Origin of the sequence: Rufibacter ruber, from assembly GCF_001647275.1 — a bacterium.
Taxonomy (GTDB): domain Bacteria; phylum Bacteroidota; class Bacteroidia; order Cytophagales; family Hymenobacteraceae; genus Nibribacter; species Nibribacter ruber_C.
Window position 1 is genome coordinate 57,896 of record NZ_LRMM01000005.1, and the last position, 21,051, is coordinate 78,946.

At 53.1% G+C, this 21,051-nt stretch carries 11 protein-coding genes and 1 pseudogene; 9 read left to right on the forward strand and 3 right to left on the reverse strand.

Annotated features, from left to right (window positions below; genetic code table 11):
* Nucleotides 1-7 precede the first annotated feature (7 nt).
* Nucleotides 8-3,127 (reverse strand): SusC/RagA family TonB-linked outer membrane protein, encoded by a 3,120-nt coding sequence (locus tag A8O25_RS03330; RefSeq protein WP_241498921.1) that lies wholly within the window; start codon nucleotides 3,125-3,127, stop codon nucleotides 8-10.
* Between the two features lie 1,284 nt (nucleotides 3,128-4,411).
* Nucleotides 4,412-5,161: a DUF72 domain-containing protein gene (locus A8O25_RS03335; RefSeq protein WP_066831037.1), complete on the reverse strand. Its 750-nt coding sequence runs from the start codon at nucleotides 5,159-5,161 to the stop codon at nucleotides 4,412-4,414.
* Between the two features lie 254 nt (nucleotides 5,162-5,415).
* On the opposite strand from A8O25_RS03335, the gene A8O25_RS03340 reads away from it, so the two are divergent.
* The 7 genes and pseudogenes from A8O25_RS03340 (at nucleotide 5,416) to meaB (ending at nucleotide 17,391) form a co-directional block, all read left to right on the forward strand.
* Nucleotides 5,416-7,251, forward strand: a complete 1,836-nt coding sequence (locus A8O25_RS03340; protein WP_066830851.1) for a methylmalonyl-CoA mutase family protein — start codon at nucleotides 5,416-5,418, stop codon at nucleotides 7,249-7,251.
* Between the two features lie 111 nt (nucleotides 7,252-7,362).
* Complete coding sequence (locus A8O25_RS03345; RefSeq protein ID WP_066830853.1) at nucleotides 7,363-7,659, forward strand: GIY-YIG nuclease family protein; 297 nt, start codon at nucleotides 7,363-7,365, stop codon at nucleotides 7,657-7,659.
* A gap of 138 nt (nucleotides 7,660-7,797) precedes the next feature.
* Nucleotides 7,798-9,930 carry a methylmalonyl-CoA mutase gene (gene scpA / locus A8O25_RS03350; protein ID WP_074987932.1) on the forward strand — a complete coding sequence of 711 codons (2,133 nt, stop codon included), beginning with the start codon at nucleotides 7,798-7,800 and terminating at the stop codon, nucleotides 9,928-9,930.
* A 244-nt stretch (nucleotides 9,931-10,174) separates the two neighbouring features.
* Nucleotides 10,175-10,726, forward strand: coding sequence for an REP-associated tyrosine transposase (locus A8O25_RS03355; RefSeq protein WP_066830856.1), 552 nt, complete (start codon nucleotides 10,175-10,177; stop codon nucleotides 10,724-10,726).
* Between the two features lie 324 nt (nucleotides 10,727-11,050).
* Nucleotides 11,051-13,618 carry a zinc-dependent metalloprotease gene (locus A8O25_RS03360; RefSeq protein WP_066830858.1) on the forward strand — a complete coding sequence of 856 codons (2,568 nt, stop codon included), beginning with the start codon at nucleotides 11,051-11,053 and terminating at the stop codon, nucleotides 13,616-13,618.
* Nucleotides 13,619-14,949: 1,331 nt separating this feature from the next.
* Complete coding sequence (locus tag A8O25_RS03365; RefSeq protein WP_066830862.1) at nucleotides 14,950-16,107, forward strand: YncE family protein; 1,158 nt, start codon at nucleotides 14,950-14,952, stop codon at nucleotides 16,105-16,107.
* 286 nt (nucleotides 16,108-16,393) lie between these two features.
* Nucleotides 16,394-17,391, forward strand: a pseudogene (gene meaB, locus A8O25_RS03370) (methylmalonyl Co-A mutase-associated GTPase MeaB).
* Between the two features lie 732 nt (nucleotides 17,392-18,123).
* Here meaB and xerD read toward each other — a convergent pair.
* A complete protein-coding gene (gene xerD / locus A8O25_RS03380; protein ID WP_066830864.1) occupies nucleotides 18,124-19,023 on the reverse strand; it encodes a site-specific tyrosine recombinase XerD in 900 nt (299 codons plus the stop codon).
* A gap of 156 nt (nucleotides 19,024-19,179) precedes the next feature.
* Here xerD and A8O25_RS03385 point away from each other — a divergent pair, with 156 nt between their 5' ends.
* The gene (locus tag A8O25_RS03385) at nucleotides 19,180-19,638 is read left to right on the forward strand and encodes a type II 3-dehydroquinate dehydratase (protein WP_066830865.1); all 459 of its coding nucleotides are present in this window, start codon (nucleotides 19,180-19,182) and stop codon (nucleotides 19,636-19,638) included.
* A gap of 154 nt (nucleotides 19,639-19,792) precedes the next feature.
* Nucleotides 19,793-20,854: an aminotransferase class V-fold PLP-dependent enzyme gene (locus A8O25_RS03390; protein WP_066830867.1), complete on the forward strand. Its 1,062-nt coding sequence runs from the start codon at nucleotides 19,793-19,795 to the stop codon at nucleotides 20,852-20,854.
* Nucleotides 20,855-21,051 lie beyond the last annotated feature (197 nt).

Here is a 21,051-nt window from a genome sequence, read left to right on the forward strand (position 1 = left end):
TAATTGGTTATTGAAGGGAGATTCTAACACCCATGGTAAACACCCTGGAAACTGGGTAAGAGAAATAGTCAATGCCCGTAGCAGCGATATTATCACCGGTAGAGCTGGCTTCAGGGTCATAGCCTGGATAATCAGTGAACGTGTAGGCATTGGCTACGTCTGCAAATACCGTAAGGCCTGGCACATGTAACGCCCTTAGCAGACTGGCGGGAAGGTTGTAAGAAAGGTTAATGTTCTTTATTCTCACAAAAGAACCATCAAACAAGTATCTGGAGTTTGAACTTATGCCTCTGGCGTGGTCGCTTCTGATAGCTCTGGGTATTACGCCGTTCCCGGGGTTATCCTCAGATCTCCAGCGGTCTGCCACCATGGCCAGCTGATTCTGTACACCAGCACCATTTAAAACAATCTCGCCTCCCTGAAAATATACTTCATTCCCCTGGGAGCCAACAATCACTGTACTGAAGGTTAATCCTTTATAAGAAAATCTATTAGTAACACCAAACGTATAGTCTGGCCAGGGGCTCCCTACAAAAGTTTTATCAGCGTCTGTAATGACCTTGTCACCGTTCACATCTTCAAATTTCAGGTCCCCTGGCTTTACGTTAGGGTGCTGCTTAGGGCTGGCGTCTACTTCCGCCTGGTTCCTGAATACCCCAATGGCCTTTAGCATGAAAAAGCTAGAGATGGGGTGGCCTACTTCTGTTACCTGGTACGCGGAGTTAGGGATACGGGAATTAGCAGAGTTTAGCGCCAACACCTCGTTTCTGTTCATGCTAATATTAAAGCTGGTGTTCCAGGTGAAGTCTGTGCTTTTGATCACATCTACCCCTAGGGCTATCTCCAGGCCTTTGTTCTCCAACTCACCCACGTTCTGGATAGAAGACTCAAAGCCCGAGGCCGCTGGCAGCAACGTATTCAGCAACAGGTCTTTTTTATGGTTTCGGTAGGCATCAACAGACAAGGTGATTCTATTATTAAACAGAGCCAGATCTACCCCTATGTTGGTTTGAAGCGAACGCTCCCAGGTAAGGTCATCGTTGGCCAAGCCCTGGGGTACTACGCCTAAAACAGGTTGCCCGTTCGCCACATATCTAGAAATACCCAACAACCCAATATGCGCGTAATTCCCAATCAGGTTGTTCCCAGAGACCCCGTAGCTGGCCCTGAGCTTTAGGTCATCAATAAAAGCCAGGTCTGACATGAAAGGCTCTTCAGAGACTCTGTAACCCAAAGAGAAAGACGGAAAGGTTCCCCACCGCTCATTGACCCCAAAACGGGAACTACCGTCTCGTCTTACCGTTGCCGTAAATAAATATCTGTCATTGTAAGTATAGCTTACCCTTGCCAGCCAGGAAAGCATTGCCCATTCTGATACATAGTTGGTGCCCGCATTCACATTGCCCCCGGCCAGATACTGTATATAATCAGTAGGGAAGTCTGTTGCCCCTGCCTGAAACATCTCTAGCGCATCTTTCTGCACGGTGAAACCCGCTACAGCATTGATACTGTGCTTCTCATTGAACACCCTCTTAAAACTAACGGTGTTCTCATTAAGCCAGTTTAGGTTGGTACGGTTATGGACGCCCGCAGTAGCCGGACTTGTTTTACTCCCCCACTCTCCTATCTCAGAAGATTTCCAGAGTCTTGTTTTGTCTACTATGTAATTGATCCCAATAGAGGTGCGGGCGGTAAGTCCTTCCAACAATTCAAACTCCAGGTAATTGTTGGTAAAAACGTTAGTAGACTGGCGCTTGTCTCTAAACTCATCTAAAATAAGGAGAGGGTTTTCAACGGGTACACCCAGCGGGTCTAACAGTTCAGAGGTGTAGTCCCCATTCTCTTCATAGACGGGCAATGCCGGAGAACTAGCCAGCGCCGCCGAGATTAGCCCCCTCTGCCCTAAGTGCCCTTCGGCACGGGCGAAATCACCGTAAGAATGTGAGCCCGCCACTGAAACACCTAACCTTACCCGTTTATTTAAATCAACATCTATGTTGCTGCGCAGGTTGAACTTCTTGAAGTTAGACCCTTCTATGATCCCCTCCTGGTCCAAATAGCCAGCCCCAACATAATAGGTAGAATTGTTAGCACCACCGCTGGCAGATAGTTGGTAATTTTGAATGGAGGCCGGCCGGAAGATCACATCCTGCCAATCTGTGTGCACATTAAGCGCTCCCGGATTCCTGAATTCTGGCTTTACCCTTGTACCACCTGACCGCACAGGGTTTGGGTCAGAAGCGCTACCACCAGCATACACCCAGGCATTGTCACGTCCTTCTGCTACAAACTCAGCAAACTGGCCGGCATCTAATACGTCTAATTTGTTGGCTATGGTTTGAATTCCGCCAGAAGCCTCCAGATTGATACTTGCTTTGCCTTGTTTCCCTCTTTTAGTAGTAATAATAACCACCCCGTTAGCCCCTCTTGAGCCGTAAATGGCAGTGGCAGAAGCATCTTTCAAGATCTCTATAGACTCAATATCTGCGGGGTTAATGCTGCTTAGGGGGTTTATTTTGCTAGCTGTATTGTTGGCCATCCCGCTCGAAGAAAAGGAGTTCCCATTGAAACTACTCACGTCTGACCCACCGCCCCCGGAACCGATGGCATACCCGTCAATAACGTATAAGGGTTGGTTACCGCCCGTAATGGAACTGATCCCCCTAATTACAATATTGACATTTCCGCCGGGGGCGCCGGTGGTCTGGGTAATCTGGGCACCAGCCACTTTGCCCTGCATCAACTGGTCAAAGCTGGCAGCTGGCGTGGGAATCAGTTCAGTGGCAGAAAGGCTTACCACAGAACCGGTGAGGTCTTTTTTCTGCTGTGTACCGTACCCTACCACCACTACCTCATTTAGTAGTTTTTGGTCTGACTGCAAGGCAATATCCACTTCTGCTTTGTTCCCAACAGGCACTTCTATGGTGGTAAACCCAATATAACTGACCACCAGAGTAGCGTTAGACGCTACTGTCAGGTTGAACTGCCCGTTCACGTCAGTTGCCGTACCGTTTGTAGTCCCTTTCTCTACCACAGAAACCCCAACCAGAGGCGCACTATTGACAGCTTCAGTTATCCTGCCTTTGACTGTAAGTGTTTTTGCCGTTTGCGCCGCTACAGCATTCATACTTGCCAATAGCCACAGCATACTCCATATCACCGCTGGAGATAGCCGATTACGTAAAATGTGTCTCATTATATATAGGATTTAGTTTATTAAATACAACATTCACGGCCTGCATCCTCTAAAGCGCCCAAATGGGCAAGTGATATTTGTTTAGATGCCGACAACATAAGCACTCCTATGCCTTACATGCGTGCGTCTCTGCCGTTCGTTCTCACTTCACAGCTCAAGCAATGGGCTTCTGTACTTTCAATCCCCTCTTCTGTCTTATTTTCTATTAAGCAGGTACTTTAACATAAAGTTAAATTCTTAACGCACTAACTTTATTCCGCTGTAAAGTATATTCATATTTTAAAAAAAACAACCATTTGGTGATAAATCTTAAATAAGCGAGACACTTAACCCACAATGATTGAGGAAATTTAATTCACATCCTCTCAATCATAATATCATCAAAAGCATACAACAACGCTTAGAGCACTAAGAAAATGAACTTTTGAAAACAAATATTCGGTAATCAAGTTCAAGAACTTTTGAGGGGAGGCAGGCAGTACAACCTGTTTTGTGGTCTGCCTTTACCAGTACAAGTAGAGTGGGAGAAACAGGTATTCTTCTGAAGCCAGAAGAGATAGAAGGGTTTTGGTAGTTTTCCTTGTCCCTCCCTTAAAACGGCCACCTTTGTAGCCACTTGCCATGAGAAAGCAAGTACCTAATTAGCCTTTATAACTGGAAACTCAGCAAAAGAAAATAGATAAAGGGCAGGTTCCTGGCTAAGAGCTTGTTTACATTTTGTTTTAGCAAGCGAAAACGGGGAGCGAAAGGTTCTTCTATAGCGTTTTTTGAGCAACATACGCCCCGCTATGGTGCGAGTCAACCGCGAAGTCAGGTTCTTTTGATACCCGTTTGCAGTTCAAATGACAAATTAAACATGCTCTAAGAAGAATATAACCTTTATCCTTTTGGCTATCATCACAGCACATCTTTAAATAGTCCCCTTCTTTCAGATAATTAGCCCACCTGCTCCTTAAAAAGCATTCATTCCCGGTAAACCCATTCATTTTCCTCTAACAAAAAGAAAATGCATGGGCCATTTAAATGGTTGCTTACTTATTGGAATGCATTTAACCTGGACTTGGGGGAAGATGGTGTACTCCTAATTTCTAGAGTAGGCTGTAAAGGCACCGTGCCAAGTAGCCCCAGTGTAAGTCCAGAGCTGTTTTAGGCCTGTTTTTCTAAAAACAGGCCTAAAACAGACATGCTGGTCCGGCCCCAGCCCAAAAACACACCTTATAAATTCAACAGCATCTGCTGCAGCTTCTGCGCGTCTGTGGTGGCGTTGCCCCCAATGGTGTTGTTGAAGAAGCACCACACCTCTTTGCCGTCTAGCAGCCAGTCCTGCGCCATATAGGAGAAACGCTCCAGTTCCTCAGCGGGGTATGGGCTCCGGTAGACAACGTCATGGCCGTGCAGGCGCAGGTAAACCGTATCTGTAGTGGCGGCGGCCAGTGCGGGCCATTTTTTGCCGGCGCTCACCACCACCAGCGATATCTGGTACTCCTCCAGCAGTTCCAGTGCCTCCTGGGTGTGCCAGGAGGCGTGCCGTACTTCCAGCGCGAAGACCGTTTCTGGGTACAGATCACGGAGGAGGGTGAAGAAATGCTTGGCCACCCGCTCATTGTAGTGAAAAGACGCCGGCAACTGCACCAGCACCGGCCCCAGCCGGTCGCCCATGAGCAGGAACCGGTCCATCCATTTTCTGAGCGGGTCCTCAATGTTCTGCAGGCGGTTCTCATGGGTGATGGAGCGGTGCAGCTTGGGGGCGAACCTGAAGTGCGGCGGGGTGGCCTCCAGCCATTTGAGAATGGTTTTCTCCATGGTGAAGTGGTAGAAGCTGCTGTTCACCTCAGTGCAGTTGAAGTGCTGGGCGTAGAACGGCAGCATCTCGGCAGACTTGAGGTCTTCCGGGTAGAAGATGCCGCGCCAGGCGTAGCTCCAGCCAGAGGTGCCAATGTAGAGTTTGTCTTCAGGAATGTCCATGCTGAGTACAGACGCAGAATCAGGCAACGGGTTTCTCTGTTTTCGGCCTGTTTTCAGAAAAAGAGGCCAGAAACAGGGGTTGCCCCCTTTTCACCGGCTACTGGAGGCATCAATCTCTGCTTCACCGCGCTTGTGGGCCTGAAAATAATCCTACTTCTGAAAATCTGGCCCGGCAGACAGCGCAATTCACGGTTCTGCCGTAGAACAGTTACGGCAAAAAGCTATCTTTACCCAATCATTTGCCGGTATTTCCTATGACTGACACTACCTCTACTGAGGCATTATTCCCAGAGTTCGGGCCGGTGACGGCAGCGCAATGGGCCGCCAAGATACAGCAAGACCTAAAAGGCGCCAATCCCCGGGACCTGCACTGGCAGAGCTATGAGGGCATTGACGTGGCGCCTTTTTATACTCAGAAAGACCTCCCAAGGGAGGCAGCGTTTTTTTCCGCCCCCGGCCAATACCCGTACCTGCGCACGGCTAAGCAAGACAGGAATGCCTGGGTGAACCTGCAGCCCGTGCGGGCCACCGGCAAAGGCCGCGAGGCGGTAGACAAAGCCGTAGACGCCCTCACCCGCGGGGCAGACGGCATTCATTTCATCATGCTGAACGGCTTTGACTTTGACTGCGACTACCTGATTCAGGAGATTGACCTGAGCAAGGTGCCCGTTGCCTACACCGTCTCTACAGAGGCCGCCAACTTTCTGCACCACCTCACCACGGGGCTGCACCGCAAAAAGATTTCACTGGACAGCCTGCGGGGTTTCCTGAAGTGCTCGCCCATCATGTCTTCAGAGAGCTACAAGCAGCTGGACATGGAGCATGCGCTGCACCTGCTGGAACAGACCCTGGATGCACCCAACTTCTACGCCCTCACCATTAACGGCTCCCATTTCAGCAACAAGGGGGCCACGCTGGTGCAGGAAGTGGCCATCACGCTGGCCATTGCCGTGTGCTACACCAACGGGTTGAGCTGCGAGATTATGCCCGTAGAGCGCATTTTCCAAAACATGCAGTTCCACCTCGCCGCCGGCACCAATTACTTTTTTGAGATAGCCAAGTTCAGGGCGGTGCGGCTGCTCTGGGCCAAGGTGGTAGAGGCGTATGGGGCTCCGCCCGAGGCAGCCGGGGCTTTGCGCATCCATGCCTCCACCTCGCGCTGGCACCAGACCACGTTAGACCCGCATACCAACCTGCTGCGCCACACCACAGAGATGATGAGTGCGGTGATAGGCGGGGTTGACTCTGTAGAGGTAGAGCCGTTTGACAGCACGTTCCGGGAGGAAAACGCCTTTAGTGAGCGCATTGCCCGCAACATTCCCATCCTTCTGAAGGAGGAAGCGTACCTGGACCAGGCCATTGACCCGGCGGCGGGTTCCTATTATCTGGAATACCTGACCAAAGAGATAGCCGAGAAGGCATGGGCGCTGTTTCAGGACATTGAGGGCCGGGGCGGCTTTATTCCTGCCTCCAACTCAGGCTATATTCATGACCTGATCAAAGAAACCAGCAGCCAGAAATTCAAAGCCATTGCCAACGGCTCTGAGGTGCTGGTGGGCACGAACAAATACCCCAACGCCAACGAGCAGCATGACTTTGACCCGGAACAGCTCATCCAGAGCAAGCAGTTTGACAACACCCGCGCGGCCTACTCTTATGAAGTGATGCGCCTGGCCACCGAGCTGCACTACCGGAAGAAGAACCGAAGGCCCCACGCGCTGGTGATTCACATGGGAAATGCGCTGCAGGAGCACATTCACGCCTCGTTCGCCCGCGAGTTCTTCACCTGCTCTGGCTTTACCACGCAGGTGGAGAAGTTTGACACCGTATCAGCGGCGTTGGCCACCGTCAAAGAGATGGATGTGCAGGTAATCGTCATGGCCGCCCCAGACAAGCAGTTCCATGACTTTGCCGAGACGTTTGCCAAAGGTATGCGGTCCCAACACCAGCCCGGCCCTGCGCTGATCCTGGCCGACAACCCCATGCACCTGAAGGATGAACTGCGCGCCCACGGGTTTGATGAATTCCTGTTTCAGGGCTGTGACACGGCAGAAATCATTTCCCGCATTCAGGAGAGATTGGGAACGTAGGCGCGCAAAGCGCGCCAGTTCTGAGTTCAGAGTCCTGAGTTGTTTGTGATTACCTCCTACTTTCTTGTCATCCTGAAAGTACCTTGTGGGCAAACTAGATAGGCAAAAGCCATGAAACTGCACAATTACTTTGTCTATATCACAAGTAACCCAAGTAAAACTGTTTTATACACAGGTGTGAACACCGATTTGGAATCACGTTTACAGCAACATAAAGAGAACAGAGGAAAGCCTGAAACTTTTGCTGGCAAATACTATGGTTACAAATTACTGTATTATGAGAGGCATTCAAATGTAGAGCATGCCATTGAACGCGAGAAGGAGATAAAACTGATGGGGCGGGAAGCGAAGGAAAATTTGATAAAGACTATGAATCCGAAGATGGACTTCCTGTACATAGCCAACTGATTGCAGTTCGCCCACAAGGTCCTTTCAGGATGACAAAAGTGGGAACTTCAGATGAAAGTAATAAAGTAATAGTACCTGTTATAATATAGAACGTCCTCAAGTCTTGCTACTTGATACCCGCTACTTGATACGAACACCATGAAACCAGATTTCACCAAGATACCTTTTACGTTTTCGGGCTCTTTTTCCCAAAACAGGCCGAAACCAGAACCCAAGACCTGGAAAACCGCCGAGCGGCTGCCGCTGCAGAACTTCTATACCAAAGAAGACGCTGAAAGCTTTGAGCACCTGGACTTCGCCGCCGGGCTGCCGCCTTTTTTGCGCGGGCCGTACAGCACCATGTACGTGAAAAACCCCTGGACCATCAGGCAGTACGCGGGCTTCAGCACCGCCGAGGAATCTAACGCGTTCTACCGCCGCAACCTGGCCGCTGGGCAGAAAGGTCTCTCCGTGGCCTTTGACTTGGCCACGCACCGGGGCTATGACTCAGACCATCCGCGGGTGGTGGGTGACGTGGGCAAGGCCGGTGTGGCCATTGACTCTATTCTGGACATGAAGATTCTGTTTGACCAGATTCCGCTGGACCAGATGAGCGTGTCCATGACCATGAACGGCGCCGTGCTGCCCATTCTGGCGTTCTACATTGTGGCCGCCGAGGAGCAGGGCGTGAAACCGGAGCAACTGAGCGGCACCATCCAGAACGACATTTTGAAGGAGTTCATGGTGCGCAACACCTACATCTATCCGCCGGAGCCCAGCATGAAGATCATCGCCGATATCTTCGCGTACACCTCCCGGCACATGCCCAAGTTCAACTCCATCTCCATCAGTGGCTACCACATGCAGGAAGCCGGGGCCACGGCCGATCTGGAGCTGGCCTATACTTTGGCGGATGGTTTGGAATACGTGCGCACCGGCCTGGCCGCGGGTATGGACATTGACACCTTCGCGCCGCGTTTGTCATTCTTCTGGGCCATTGGCATGAACCACTTCATGGAGATTGCCAAAATGCGCGCCGCCCGTATGCTGTGGGCAAAACTCATTAAACAGTTCAACCCCAAGAGCGATAAATCCCTGGCGCTGCGCACGCACTGCCAAACCAGTGGCTGGAGCCTCACCGAGCAGGACCCGTTCAACAACGTGGCCCGCACCACCGTAGAGGCCCTGGCTGCCGCCCTGGGCGGAACGCAGAGCCTGCACACCAACGCGTTAGACGAGGCCATTGCCTTGCCCACAGATTTTTCGGCGCGCATTGCCCGCAACACCCAGATTTACCTGCAGCAAGAGACGCACATCACCAAAACCGTTGACCCCTGGGGCGGCTCTTATTATGTAGAAGCGTTGACCCATCAACTCGCGCACCGCGCCTGGGACCTGATTCAGGAAGTGGAACGCCTGGGCGGCATGGCCAAAGCCATTGAAACGGGTCTGCCCAAGATGCGCATTGAGGAAGCCGCCGCCCGTAAACAGGCACGTATTGACGCGGGCAAAGACGTGATTGTGGGTGTGAACAAATTCCGACCGGAGACCGAGGAGCAGCTGGAAATCCTGGACATTGACAACACCGCCGTGCGGGAAGCCCAGCTGGCAAGACTGGCCCAGTTACGGGAAAACCGAGATGATGCCGCCGTCTTCGCCGCCATGGACGCGCTCACCAATGCCGCCGAGACCGGCGAAGGCAACTTGCTGGAACTGGCCGTGCAGGCGGCCCGCGTGCGGTGCAGTCTGGGAGAGATTTCCTATGCCTTAGAGAAAGTATTCGGCCGTCACCGGGCCACCATCAGATCCATTGCAGGCGTGTACAGTTCAGAGATTTCAGACGATGAGAACTTCGGCAAGGCCCAGGCGCTTGCCGATCAATTTGCGGCCCAGGAAGGCCGAAGACCAAGAATCATGGTCGCCAAAATGGGCCAGGACGGCCACGACCGCGGCTCTAAAGTCATTGCCACTTCCTTCGCCGACCTCGGCTTTGACGTAGACCTGGGCCCTCTGTTCCAAACCCCGGAGGAAGTAGCCCTGCAAGCCGCCGAAAATGATGTGCACGTGGTGGGCGTGAGCAGCCTCGCCGCCGGTCACAAAACGTTGATTCCGCAATTGATTGCCGAGTTGAAAAAGCTGGGCCGCGAAGATATTCTGGTCATTGCCGGCGGTGTAATTCCTGCGCAGGACTATCAGTTTTTGTATGATGCGGGTGTGGCCGGGGTGTTTGGCCCGGGCACCGTGATCAGCGTGGCCGCACAGGAGATTCTGGAGAAGTTGCTGAATGGGTAAACTTATTTCTGGCGCGCGTCTCCAGACTCGTGACACGGGATGAGTGGAGTCTCCAGACTCCCTTTCGCCAATACCCTGCCCGTGGTTCCCGGCGAGTCTGGAGACTCGCGTCATCCTTTGGCACGAGACTAAAGTCTCGCGCCAGTTAACACGGTTAACATCTTAATCCCTGCTTTGGCTGTTTTTTGAAAACAGGCCCAAAGCAGGGATTTTCTTTTGGTGTCAGACTCCGTATATAGCTAGCATGAGCACCAAGTATAAAATATCCAATCCGGAAGGGATTTATTTCCTGAGCATGGCCACTGTGGAGTGGGTAGATGTTTTTACGCGGCGTGAATACTGTGTGATCATTGTGGAGAGTTTACGCTTCTGCATCGAACGGAAAGGGTTGATCCTCCACGCGTGGGTCACCATGCCCAACCATCTACACCTGATCGCCTCAGCGGAGGAGAACAAGGAATTAGCGTCTATTTTACGCGATTTCAAGAAGTTTACGGCGACCAAGCTCCTCACGGCTATTCAAGAAAGCCCTATGGAAAGCCGGAAACGATGGATGCAATGGATCTTCCAAAGCAACGGAGCGCGTAACTCCCAAAACACGCACTACCAGTTCTGGCAGCAAAGCAACCATCCGCAGGAGCTGGACTCCAACTTCCTGATGTCCCAGAAACTGGACTACCTGCACCAGAACCCGGTGGAAGCAGGACTAGTAGAAGAACCCGACTACTGGCGCTACAGCAGCGCCGTTGATTATGTCGGCGGAAAAGGCTTACTCCCATTGGTGTTTCTGGAGTAAGAAAGCTAACTGGCCCCATCTGGCGCGAGACTAAAGTCTCGTGCCAAAGGATGTTGCGAGTCTCCAGACTCGCCGGGAACCATGATCAGGAATGCACGCATAAGGAGTCTGAAGACTCCACCCATCCCGTGTCACGCGTCTGAAGACGCGCGCCAGTGGCTGTTTCCGGCCTGTTTTTCCAAAAACAGGTCTAAAACACGTACCCAAAATTTTTCTTCCAATTTCCCCCTAACCCATTAAACCTTTCTGCTTCCCGCTTGTCTAACGCGCGTGAAAAATCCACACACCCAACACAACCCTTTATAACCAACAAGCTTTTACAGCATGAAGAAATTTTTATTGACGCTGGGGCTGGTTTCCTCCTTTGCCGGAGTTGCCGTCTCCCAAACGCGTCCCACTCAGCCCGCTGATTCTACCAGGCGGGTAGCCGGGGCCACCGGCATGCAGGGGAACGCCGCCAGAAACACCAAACCCAAACCGTACACCGAGGTCATCACTGACAAAGCCCAATCCAAAGCTGGCTTTTTCAAGACCCACAAAGTAGAAGACAAGTACTTCTTTGAACTGGCCGACTCGGTGCTGGGCCGTGAGATCCTGGTGGTGAACCGGATTTCCAAAGCCGGGGCTGAGGTGCGTTCCTCTTCCGGCTATGCCGGAGACCAGATTGGCAGCGCGGTGATCATGTTTGAGAAAGGTCCGGATGACCGTATTTTCATGCGCAAGATCTCGTACGCCACCTACAGCCCAGACAGCACCAGGTCTATGTACCAGGCGGTGCAGCGCTCCAACGTGCAGGCCATTGTAGCCGCCTTCAACGTGGCGGCCTACGGACCTAACAACAAGAGCAGCGTGATTGACATCACAGACTACCTCAAGGGTGAAAACGAGATTTTCTCGTTCAGCTCAGCCACGGGTAAAAGCCGTTTCCGGTTAGGGAACTTCCTCTCAGACCGAAGCTATATCCAGAACGTGCGCAGCTTTCCGCAGAACGTAGAGGTGACCACCGTGAAAACCTACGTGCTGACCCCGCCTACGTCCGGGTTTGGTGCGGCCCCGGCAGGCGGCGCATCTGCCAACTCAGCGTTGAACGGGTCCTCTACCATTGAGATCAACTCTTCTATGGTGGTGCTGCCCAAGAAGCCCATGCAGCCCCGCTACTTTGACCCGCGCGTGGGGTACTTCACCGTAGGTTACACAGACTTTGACGCCAATCCGCAGGGGGTAAAGGAAATCCAGATGGTAAAGCGCTGGAGACTGGAGCCCAAGGAGAAAGACATGGCCAAGTACAAGCGCGGCGAACTGGTGGAGCCCAAAGAACCCATTGTGTTCTACATAGACCCGGCTACGCCGAAGAAATGGGTGCCGTACCTGATTGCCGGCGTGAACGACTGGCAAAAAGCGTTTGAGAAAGCCGGTTTCAAGAACGCCATCATTGGCAAAGAAGCGCCAAGCGCCAAAGAAAACCCCAACTGGAGCTTAGATGACGCCCGCCACAGCGCCATTGTGTACAAGCCCTCAGAAATCCCCAACGCCAGCGGCCCCAGCATCTCAGATCCGCGCAGCGGCGAGATCATGGAGAGCCACATCAACTGGTACCACAACGTGATGAAACTGGTGCGGGACTGGTATTTCATCCAAGCCTCGGCTATTGACCCGCGCGCCCGCAAAATGGAGTTCTCTGATGAGCTCATGGGCGACCTGATCCGGTTTGTGTCTTCGCACGAAGTGGGCCACACCCTGGGGCTGCGCCACAACTACGGCTCCAGCTCAACGGTGCCCGTAGAGAACCTGCGCAACAAGAAATGGGTGGAAGCCAACGGCCACACCCCGTCTATCATGGACTATGCCCGCTTCAACTACGTGGCCCAGCCAGAAGACAACATCACCTCTAAGGGCATCTACCCCAGAATTGGCGACTATGACCTGTGGGCCATAGAGTGGGGCTACCGCCTGCTGCCCAACGCAAAGAGCGCTGAGGCCGAGATTCCTATCCTGAACAAGATGACGGTGGCCGCCCTGAAAAACCGCCGCCACTGGTTCGGCACCGAGACCAACCCAGATGACCCGCATTCCCAGAACGAGGACCTGGGCGACAACGCCATGAAGGCCAGCGAGTACGGCATCAAGAACCTGCAGCGCATCATTGCCAAACTCCCTGAGTGGACCCGTGAGGAGAACCAGGGCTACGAGAGCCTGGACAACATGTATGGCCAGCTGACCACGCAGTTCAACCGGTACATGGGCCACGTGGCCAAGAATATTGGCGGCGTCTATGAAAACCCTAAAACCGTAGAAATGGAAGGACCGGTGTATGAGCGTACGCCGGCCGCCACGCAGAAAGAAGCCATGGCGTTCCTGGACAAGCAGCTGTTCACCACACCTACCTGGTTACTGTCTCCGGCGGTATTGAACAATACCGGTTCTAACCCCATGCTGGTGGTTTCGCGCAGCCAGGAGGCTGTCTTGAACCGCCTCATCAGCAACAACACCCTCACCAAACTGATTGCCGGTGAAGCCCTTGACGGCAACAGCGCCTACAGGGTGACAGACTTCTTCACTGACCTGAACAGCGCTATCTTTAGAGAGGTGAAAAACAAACAGGCCATTGACGTGTACCGCCGCAACCTGCAAAAGATTTATGTGGAGCAGTTGATTGACCTGGTTAAACCGGCTCCAGCCGCTTCATCCTCGGCTCAGGTGAGTTCAAGAGGCCCTGTCAGGCCAACCATGAACATTGCCCAAAGTGATGTGCTTTCTGTGGCCAAGGCTGAATTGCGCAACATCAACAGCCTGATCAAGACAGCTGCCGCCGGGCAATCAGATTCTTTGAGCAGTTATCACCTCCTGGACCTCTCAGACCGCATCAATGACGCCTTGAACCCCAAAGGTTAGTTTTTAAAATATTAGTAAAGCTGTTTGGAAAGCTGCCCTGCACTGCGGGGCAGCTTTTTTTATGATGGTTACAACAAAGCGCTTTTCCACAGAAAAGGCCGTTGGCATTTACCAGGCTGTACCAGTGGTAAGAACCCTGTAGTTGGGCAGGGGCAACCGGGTGACGCATGGTAGAAACATGGCTTTAAAGCCAGAGGAAGCCCACAGCCGTACGCTATTCTTCTTTCAGCCGCTGAAAGAAAAGGGGGAAACAAGATCAAGCGAACAAGGGAAACCCCAAACGAAGCACCGGCAAAGTGCTACAACTTATTGGTTCTGTCTCTGTTACCAGAGGCCGTGATTTTTCCTTTCATTTGAATACCTAAAGCTAGAACTTGATGTCAACCATTGAATAAGCGGCATGAAGAAGTTTCTGATAATGCTTTTGACAGGGTTGATCTTCCTGAGCTGCGTTTCGCAGTTGGGCCGGGAGAGCTGTGAAAGTGCTGCGCAGGTGCCGCTCTCCCAGCTGAAGGTTCCCGTTTATGACTCTGCCTCTGTCTGTTTTTTAAAAGAGTAGCTCCCCTACTTCCTAAAAGGCGTTTCTGGCCTGTTTTTCCCAAAACAGGCCGAAAACAGAAATTTCAAAGTTAGAGCAGGTAAAGTTTGAGTTGGCAAGACCAACCAGCCAAAGGAATGTTCAGAAGCTGTATAGTGCTTTTTCCTTATTCTACCGTGATGGATCTAGACGGAACCGGGCATGGCGCAAGAAGCGTGAGCCTGTGCCTTCAAGATCAGTAAGCGTCTGTTTCCGGGCTGTTTTTGGGAAAGTAGCCCCAAAACGCAGGCACCAGCGGGTGCTCCTATAACTTTAAATAAAAACGCTCAACAGCTCCAATATAAAACCTAGGCACGTCTCCTTTTCTACACCTTAGTAGAAAACCTATCTCCCCTCTCCGCAGGTATAACCGGGTTCTCTCACTACAGCCCTGTTCTTCTGCTCCCAAACCCAAGAATGAACCATGTTGCGCCAGCAGCATGTAAGACGGCTCTGCTGTTTTCCAGTAAACCCGCTAAACTGACCCGCTAAACCACCCCAGCATGTCAACCCTGCTCACACGTGCAACCCCATCAATCCTGTAATGAAAAACTTGTTTCTGGCCAAAGCCCTAAGGCTTCCCTCCTGTTCTTTTTGCTACCGCTCCAGATAGGTTTGAGGATCAATATTTTGCACTAGGCTACCGGGCAAACGTTTGGGAACTGGCCAGACCGGGGGCAACGGTTTGCGCAGAAAATGGCCTGATCTTTGAATTCTTCCCGCCAGAAGAAATGTTCTGAAAAAAAAGGAGAGCATGAAAAAGTACCTAACCCTCTTGCCGCTGTGGCTGCTTTCACTGCTAGCCGTGGCCCAAAAAGAAGCCTCTGTCTGGTATTTCGGCCGCAATGCCGGCCTTTCGTTTGCAGAGGGGAGCCTCACGCCCCTCAAAGACGGCCACCTGTACAGTGAGGAAGGCAGCGCCAGCATCTGTGACGCCCAGGGCAATCTGCTTTTCTACACCAACGGCATGCAGGTCTGGAACAAAACCCACCAGCTCATGGCCAACGGGAAAGAATTGAAGGGGCACGAGTCCTCTACCCAGGCCGCTCTCATTTTGCCCAAACCGGGGTCACCGCATCTCTTCTACCTGTTCACCACAGATTTCCAGGGCATGGACCACGGCCTGCAGTACCACCTCATTGATATGAGCAAAGAAGGCGGCCTGGGCCAGGTAACCTCTAAAAACAACCTCATCTTTGCCCCGGTCACCGAGAAACTCACCGCCGTACGCCACCGCAACGGCCGGGACTTCTGGGTGCTCACCCACCGCTGGAACAGCACGGCTTTTTACGCGTACCTCATTACCCCCAACGGCATCACGTTTGCCCCCGTTGAAAGCCGGGTGGGCAGCATGCACACCGGTGACAACGGCGGCACCATTGGCTACCTGAAAGCCTCCCCCGCCGGTGACAAAATAGCCATGGCCACCTGGGCGCCTGTCAATAAGCTGGAGGTCTTTGATTTTGACAACGCCACCGGCCAGGTGAGCAACGCCCTAGACCTGGGCAAGTTTGAAGAGGCCTACGGCGTGGAGTTCTCCCCAGACGGCTCCCGGTTGTATGGCGGCAAGAACGGCATTGCCGGTGGGGAAGCCCGTATTTTCCAGTTCAACCTGAAAGCAGGCACCCCAGATGCCATCATCCACTCTGGCAAGCAGGTGGCCAAAAGCACCAGCCGTAAGATTGGGGCCCTCCAGCTGGGGCCTGACGGCCGAATTTATGTGGCCCGCAATGAAAGCAGTTGGCTGGGCATTATCAGAAACCCCAACGCCCCGGGTGAAGACTGTGACTACAAAGATGCCGGTGTCTCCCTGGGGAGTCAACGCAGCGAGTTCGGGTTGCCCAACTTCCCCGGTTTCTATTTCCAGAACCTGTCTGCCCCCACGGGCTATGTAGTGCAGAAACAGAAATAACTTTCAAATCATTAACCCGGCCAGCCCCCATGGGGCGGTCTTTTAGGGCTGGCGGTGCAGTTGCTTTCTGTGATTGCCCCGCCACAGCCGCTTCGCCTTCAACAGCCGTGATGGTAATCTGTATGTTTAGCAGACAAACTGCGTTTCTGGCCTCCTTTTCTCAAATCAGGGCAAAAACAGGGCTGCGGCGGCAGCCTGCTGAACGTCTGCCTTCGTCTCTGATGGGCGGCAAAGCCTTCCTTTTCGTATTTTTACCGTACTTTGAGAAGAAACAGCCCACAACCCAGTGCCAAAAAGATTTTCACCCCAAGAATATGCCCAGGGCGTATTGAGCGGTAACCGCATCATGCTGAGCCGTGCCATCACCCTGGTAGAAAGCACCTTGCCTTCTGACCGGGAGCTGGCGCACCAGGTTATAGAGCAGGTCCTTCCGCACGCGGGGAAGTCAGTGAGAATAGGCATTACGGGGGTGCCGGGTGTGGGCAAAAGCACGTTCATTGAGGCGTTCGGGAATTATTTGCTGGCGCAGCACGGTAAACGGCTGGCCGTGTTGGCCGTTGACCCCACCAGCCAGCGCACCGGCGGCAGCATTCTGGGCGACAAAACCCGCATGGAAACCCTGTCTACCCAACCCAACGCCTACATCAGGCCCTCAGCGGCCGGAAAAACCCTGGGCGGCGTGGCCAGAAGCACCCGTGAAAGCATTTTGCTCTGCGAAGCCGCAGGCTTTGACGTGATTTTTGTGGAGACCGTGGGCGTGGGCCAGTCAGAGACGGTGGTGCATGAAATGGTAGACTTTTTCCTGCTCCTGATGCTGGCCGGCGCGGCGATGAGCTCCAGGGCATTAAGAAGGGCATCATGGAAATGGCCGATGCCATTGCCATCACCAAGGCAGACGGCCAGAACCTGCACCAGGCCACCAGCGCCCAGGCCGAATACCAAAGTGCCCTGCACCTCTTCCCGCTGGGGCCGTCTGGCTGGAGCCCCAAGGTAACATTGTGCTCTGCCTATGAAAGAACGGGGCTATCTACTGTCTGGGGCGCCATAGAGGAGTATGTGGCCTTGACCCGGCAGAACGGCTATTTCTACCGCCGCCGTCAGGAGCAGAACCTGCACTGGCTCAAGCAGACCATCAGGCAAAGTCTGGAGGAAATGTTCTACCAAAGCCCGGTGGTGAAAGACCAATGGCCGGCGCTCTCCCAGGAGGTGATCGCGGGCCGTAAATCGCCGTTTGCCGCCGCCAGTGAGCTCCTGGCCCGCGCCTCTGGTCAAGGGCTGTTTTAGGCCTGTTTTTTAAAAACCAGCCCGAAAACAGAACCTACCGGCCGCGCACCGTTACGTTCGTTTTCCCCTCCACACCACCTTAACCAGCGCATCTGACTTACCGGCCTTTCCTGCTCCCGTCACGGGTAAGAAAAACCTCCATCATTGAGGTTACACCCACACCTTGTCCGCCCGGGAAACAGCCCCAGAAAGCGCATTTTCAAGGTTTCCTCCCTAAACTACTTCCCTCTACCAACGGTTCCACAATAACTCCCCACTGAAAGACGTTTTCTGAAGAACGGTTCCTGCCTGGGGCTTCTTCCCTTATTGGGCCTCCGGCACGCCGCATTTCTCCGTTCATTTACCAGAAGCCGCACACAGCTTAGGTTTGCCGGGGACTCAGACAGGCAAACGTTGAAGAGCCTTAGACTTCTTTCCCCAAGTAAGGGCAACCAACGCGCGGCTCCCCCAGTACAGGATCTGGCTCAGGGTATTTAGCACTGTTAGATACTGAAATAGACGGCGTACAGATAGAGACGTCACAAAGAGTTTAAACAGCATATCCCCCAATGCTGAAGAGGCCGGTTTCAGACTGGCCTCTTGTTTTTTCCCTCCACCCATCGGCCTGGCCGAAGAATGGTGACACAAGTCTCCTAAAAACAGAACCCCAGCAGCGCGGGCTGCTGGGGTTCTGTTTTTGACCTGTTTTTAGAAAAACGGCTCCAAAACTGCCTTGGGCTTTGGTAGAGGAACCTAGCTTCTGGGGTGAAACTCCTGGATCACCTGCTTGAGGTAATCCCGGTCCAGGTGGGTGTAGATCTCAGTGGTGGTGATAGACTCATGGCCCAGCATTTCCTGTACCGCCCGCAGATCAGCCCCGCCCTCAATGAGATGGGTGGCAAATGAATGCCGAAACGTATGGGGACTCACATTTTTGGCCAGCCCCACTTTGGCCGTCAGGTCTTTGATAATGTTAAACACCATCACGCGGGTGAGACTGGTGCCCCGGCGGTTGAGAAACACAAAGTCTTCGTGCCCTTTCTTGATGGTCTGGTGCCGGCGAACGCCGTCCAGGTACACCCTGATGTACTTGAGCGCGTCTTTCCCAATGGGAACCAGCCGCTCTTTGTTGCCTTTGCCGGTCACGCGCAGAAAACCCAGGTCTTCATACAGGTTGCTCAGCTTGAGCTCAATCAGTTCAGACACCCGTAGCCCTGAGCTGTACAGGGTCTCCAGCATGGCCTTGTTGCGGGTGCCTTCCGGGGTGCTCACATCAATGCCCTCAAAGAGTTGCACAATCTCCTGGTAACTCAAGGTGTCTGGCAGCTTGCGCTGCAGCTTGGGCGCCTCAATGGTCTCGGTAGGGTCTGACTGTATCATGTCTTCCATGATCAGGAACTTGTAGAACGCCCTGATGCCGGAGATGGTGCGGGCCTGGGAGTGCGGGGTCATGCCCAGGGTGTTGATCCATTCCAGAAACCCTTGCAGGTGCACCACCTCTACCGCCAGGGGGCTTATTTTCTGATGGGTGATTTCAAAATACTGCACCAGCTTGCGCACATCCCGCAGATAGGCCTCTACGGAATTGCTGGACAAGGACTTCTCCAGCTGGAGGTATCCTTGAAATTGTGTAAGACTTGTTGACCAATTCATGGGGGAATGAAATAGAGTTTTTGCGGGCTATAGAGGCAGTTACATCTGTATCTAGCATTTACATAGCCGCCCAAAGGTAGTTATTCCGTACATTTGAGCACGATCTTCGCTTTACTTTTTCAGAGAAATGATTTCCCTCAGATAACCTGGCAGACTATGAAAATACTCATATTAAACGGCCCCAACCTTAATTTATTGGGCAGACGCGAAAAATCAATCTACGGCTCCCGCTCCTTTGAAGACTACTATGAGAAGGACCTGCTCCCGGCTTTCCCAGACCTGGAGCTGGAGTGTTACCAGTCTAACATTGAGGGCGAACTGATAAACAAGCTGCATGAGGTGGGCTTTCACTACCAGGGCATTGTCTTCAACGCCGGCGCCTACACCCACACCTCACTGGCCCTGGCAGATGCCATTGCCGCCATTGAGACGCCCGTGGTTGAGGTGCACATCTCCAATGTGTACGCCCGGGAGGCCACCCGCCACGCCACGTTTATTGGCGGCCGCTGCAAAGGCAGCATCTCCGGGTTCGGGCTGGAAAGTTATAGGCTTGCCTTGCAGTACTTTGAGCGGCTCAGGCCATCAAAAGTAGGATTTACTTACACCAAAGCGTAACCACCGGCCGTTTTTAACGTGTAGGTCTAACTTGATGCCGCCGTCACGCCGTTCTGTTTCAGGGCTGTTTTCAGAAAAACACCCCTGAAACAGAACGGCGGCTTCTGGCTTTCAACAAGTAGCGATCCACACACCGTACCCCAGCCCTTTTGCCATGCTCAATTTCTATCCCGGCCCGTCTAAAGTCTACCCGCAGATACGCGACTTCATGGTTATGGCGTATGATGAGGGCCTGCTCAGCATACCGCACCGCAGTGAGCGGTTTGTACACATGATGCGCGAACTGGTGGGGCTGCTGCGCAAAAAACTGAACATTCCGCAGGACTACTACCTCTTCTTCACCTCCTCGGCCACTGAGTGTTGGGAGATCATCACCCAGAGCCTGACCCCGCACAAGAGCCTGCACCTGTACAACGGCGCCTTTGGCGAAAAATGGGGCCAGTACGCCCGGCGCCTGCGGCCAGACTGCTACAGCCAGTCTTTTGGCGTGAATGACGTGCTGGACGTGCCCAATATTCCTGTAGAAGATGACACAGATGTGATCTGCGTGACCCAGAACGAGACCTCTAACGGCACCCAGGTGAGCATGGAGACCCTGCTCAAGCTGCAGAACCAGTTCAAAGACCCGCTGCTGGCCGTAGACGCCACCTCCAGCATGGCCGGCCTCAACCTCAAGTTCATCAGGGCAGACATCTGGTTTGCGTCGGTGCAGAAATGTTTCGGCCTGCCGGCCGGAATGGCCGTGCTGGTCTGCTCCCCCAGAACTGTGCAGCGCGCCAAGGCCCTCAATGACAAGAAGCACTATAACAGCCTGGTGTTTCTGTACGAGAAAATGCTCAACTACCAGACCGGCCACACACCCAACGTGCTCAACCTGTACCTCATGCGCCAGATGCTGGAGCGCCTCCCGCTCATTAAACAGGTAGACCAGCAGCTGGTGAAGCGCTCCCAGGAGCTGTACAGCTTCTTTGAGGAACTCACAGAGGTGCAGCTGCTGGTAGAAAACCCGGAGGTGCGCTCGCAGACCGTGCTGGCCGTGCAGGGTACCGGCAAGCAGATCCTGGAGATCAAGAAGAACGCCGCCGCGCAGGGCATCACCCTGGGCAACGGCTACGGTGACTGGGCCAAGAACACCTTCCGGATTGCGAACTTCCCGGCCATTGTTGACGGGGAGTATGACGTATTGAAAGACTTCTTCAGGAAGAACTACAAATAAACCTGAGCCGTAACCGCGAGGGCGTTTTTGGCCTGTTTTTTCAATAACAGGCCAAAAACGCCCTTTTCTTTTTAGCAGCCCCCGGTTCAGGCAAAGCACAGGCAACTGTTCAGCACCAGAACCCGCCTTTGCTGCGCTGGTAAACCTTAGAATCTCAATGGCAGAATGCCCAACCCTGGCAGGCTGACCGCCGCCCG

Bases quoted from the DNA above. Each gene is read 5' to 3' on its own strand.
- A8O25_RS03330 (WP_241498921.1), bottom strand. From the start codon at position 3,127: ATGAATGCTGTAGCGGCGCAAACGGCAAAAACACTTACAGTCAAAGGC.
- A8O25_RS03335 (WP_066831037.1), bottom strand. From the start codon at position 5,161: ATGGACATTCCTGAAGACAAACTCTACATTGGCACCTCTGGCTGGAGC.
- A8O25_RS03340 (WP_066830851.1), top strand. From the start codon at position 5,416: ATGACTGACACTACCTCTACTGAGGCATTATTCCCAGAGTTCGGGCCG.
- A8O25_RS03345 (WP_066830853.1), top strand. From the start codon at position 7,363: ATGAAACTGCACAATTACTTTGTCTATATCACAAGTAACCCAAGTAAA.
- scpA (WP_074987932.1), top strand. From the start codon at position 7,798: ATGAAACCAGATTTCACCAAGATACCTTTTACGTTTTCGGGCTCTTTT.
- A8O25_RS03355 (WP_066830856.1), top strand. From the start codon at position 10,175: ATGAGCACCAAGTATAAAATATCCAATCCGGAAGGGATTTATTTCCTG.
- A8O25_RS03360 (WP_066830858.1), top strand. From the start codon at position 11,051: ATGAAGAAATTTTTATTGACGCTGGGGCTGGTTTCCTCCTTTGCCGGA.
- A8O25_RS03365 (WP_066830862.1), top strand. From the start codon at position 14,950: ATGAAAAAGTACCTAACCCTCTTGCCGCTGTGGCTGCTTTCACTGCTA.
- xerD (WP_066830864.1), bottom strand. From the start codon at position 19,023: ATGAATTGGTCAACAAGTCTTACACAATTTCAAGGATACCTCCAGCTG.
- A8O25_RS03385 (WP_066830865.1), top strand. From the start codon at position 19,180: ATGAAAATACTCATATTAAACGGCCCCAACCTTAATTTATTGGGCAGA.
- A8O25_RS03390 (WP_066830867.1), top strand. From the start codon at position 19,793: ATGCTCAATTTCTATCCCGGCCCGTCTAAAGTCTACCCGCAGATACGC.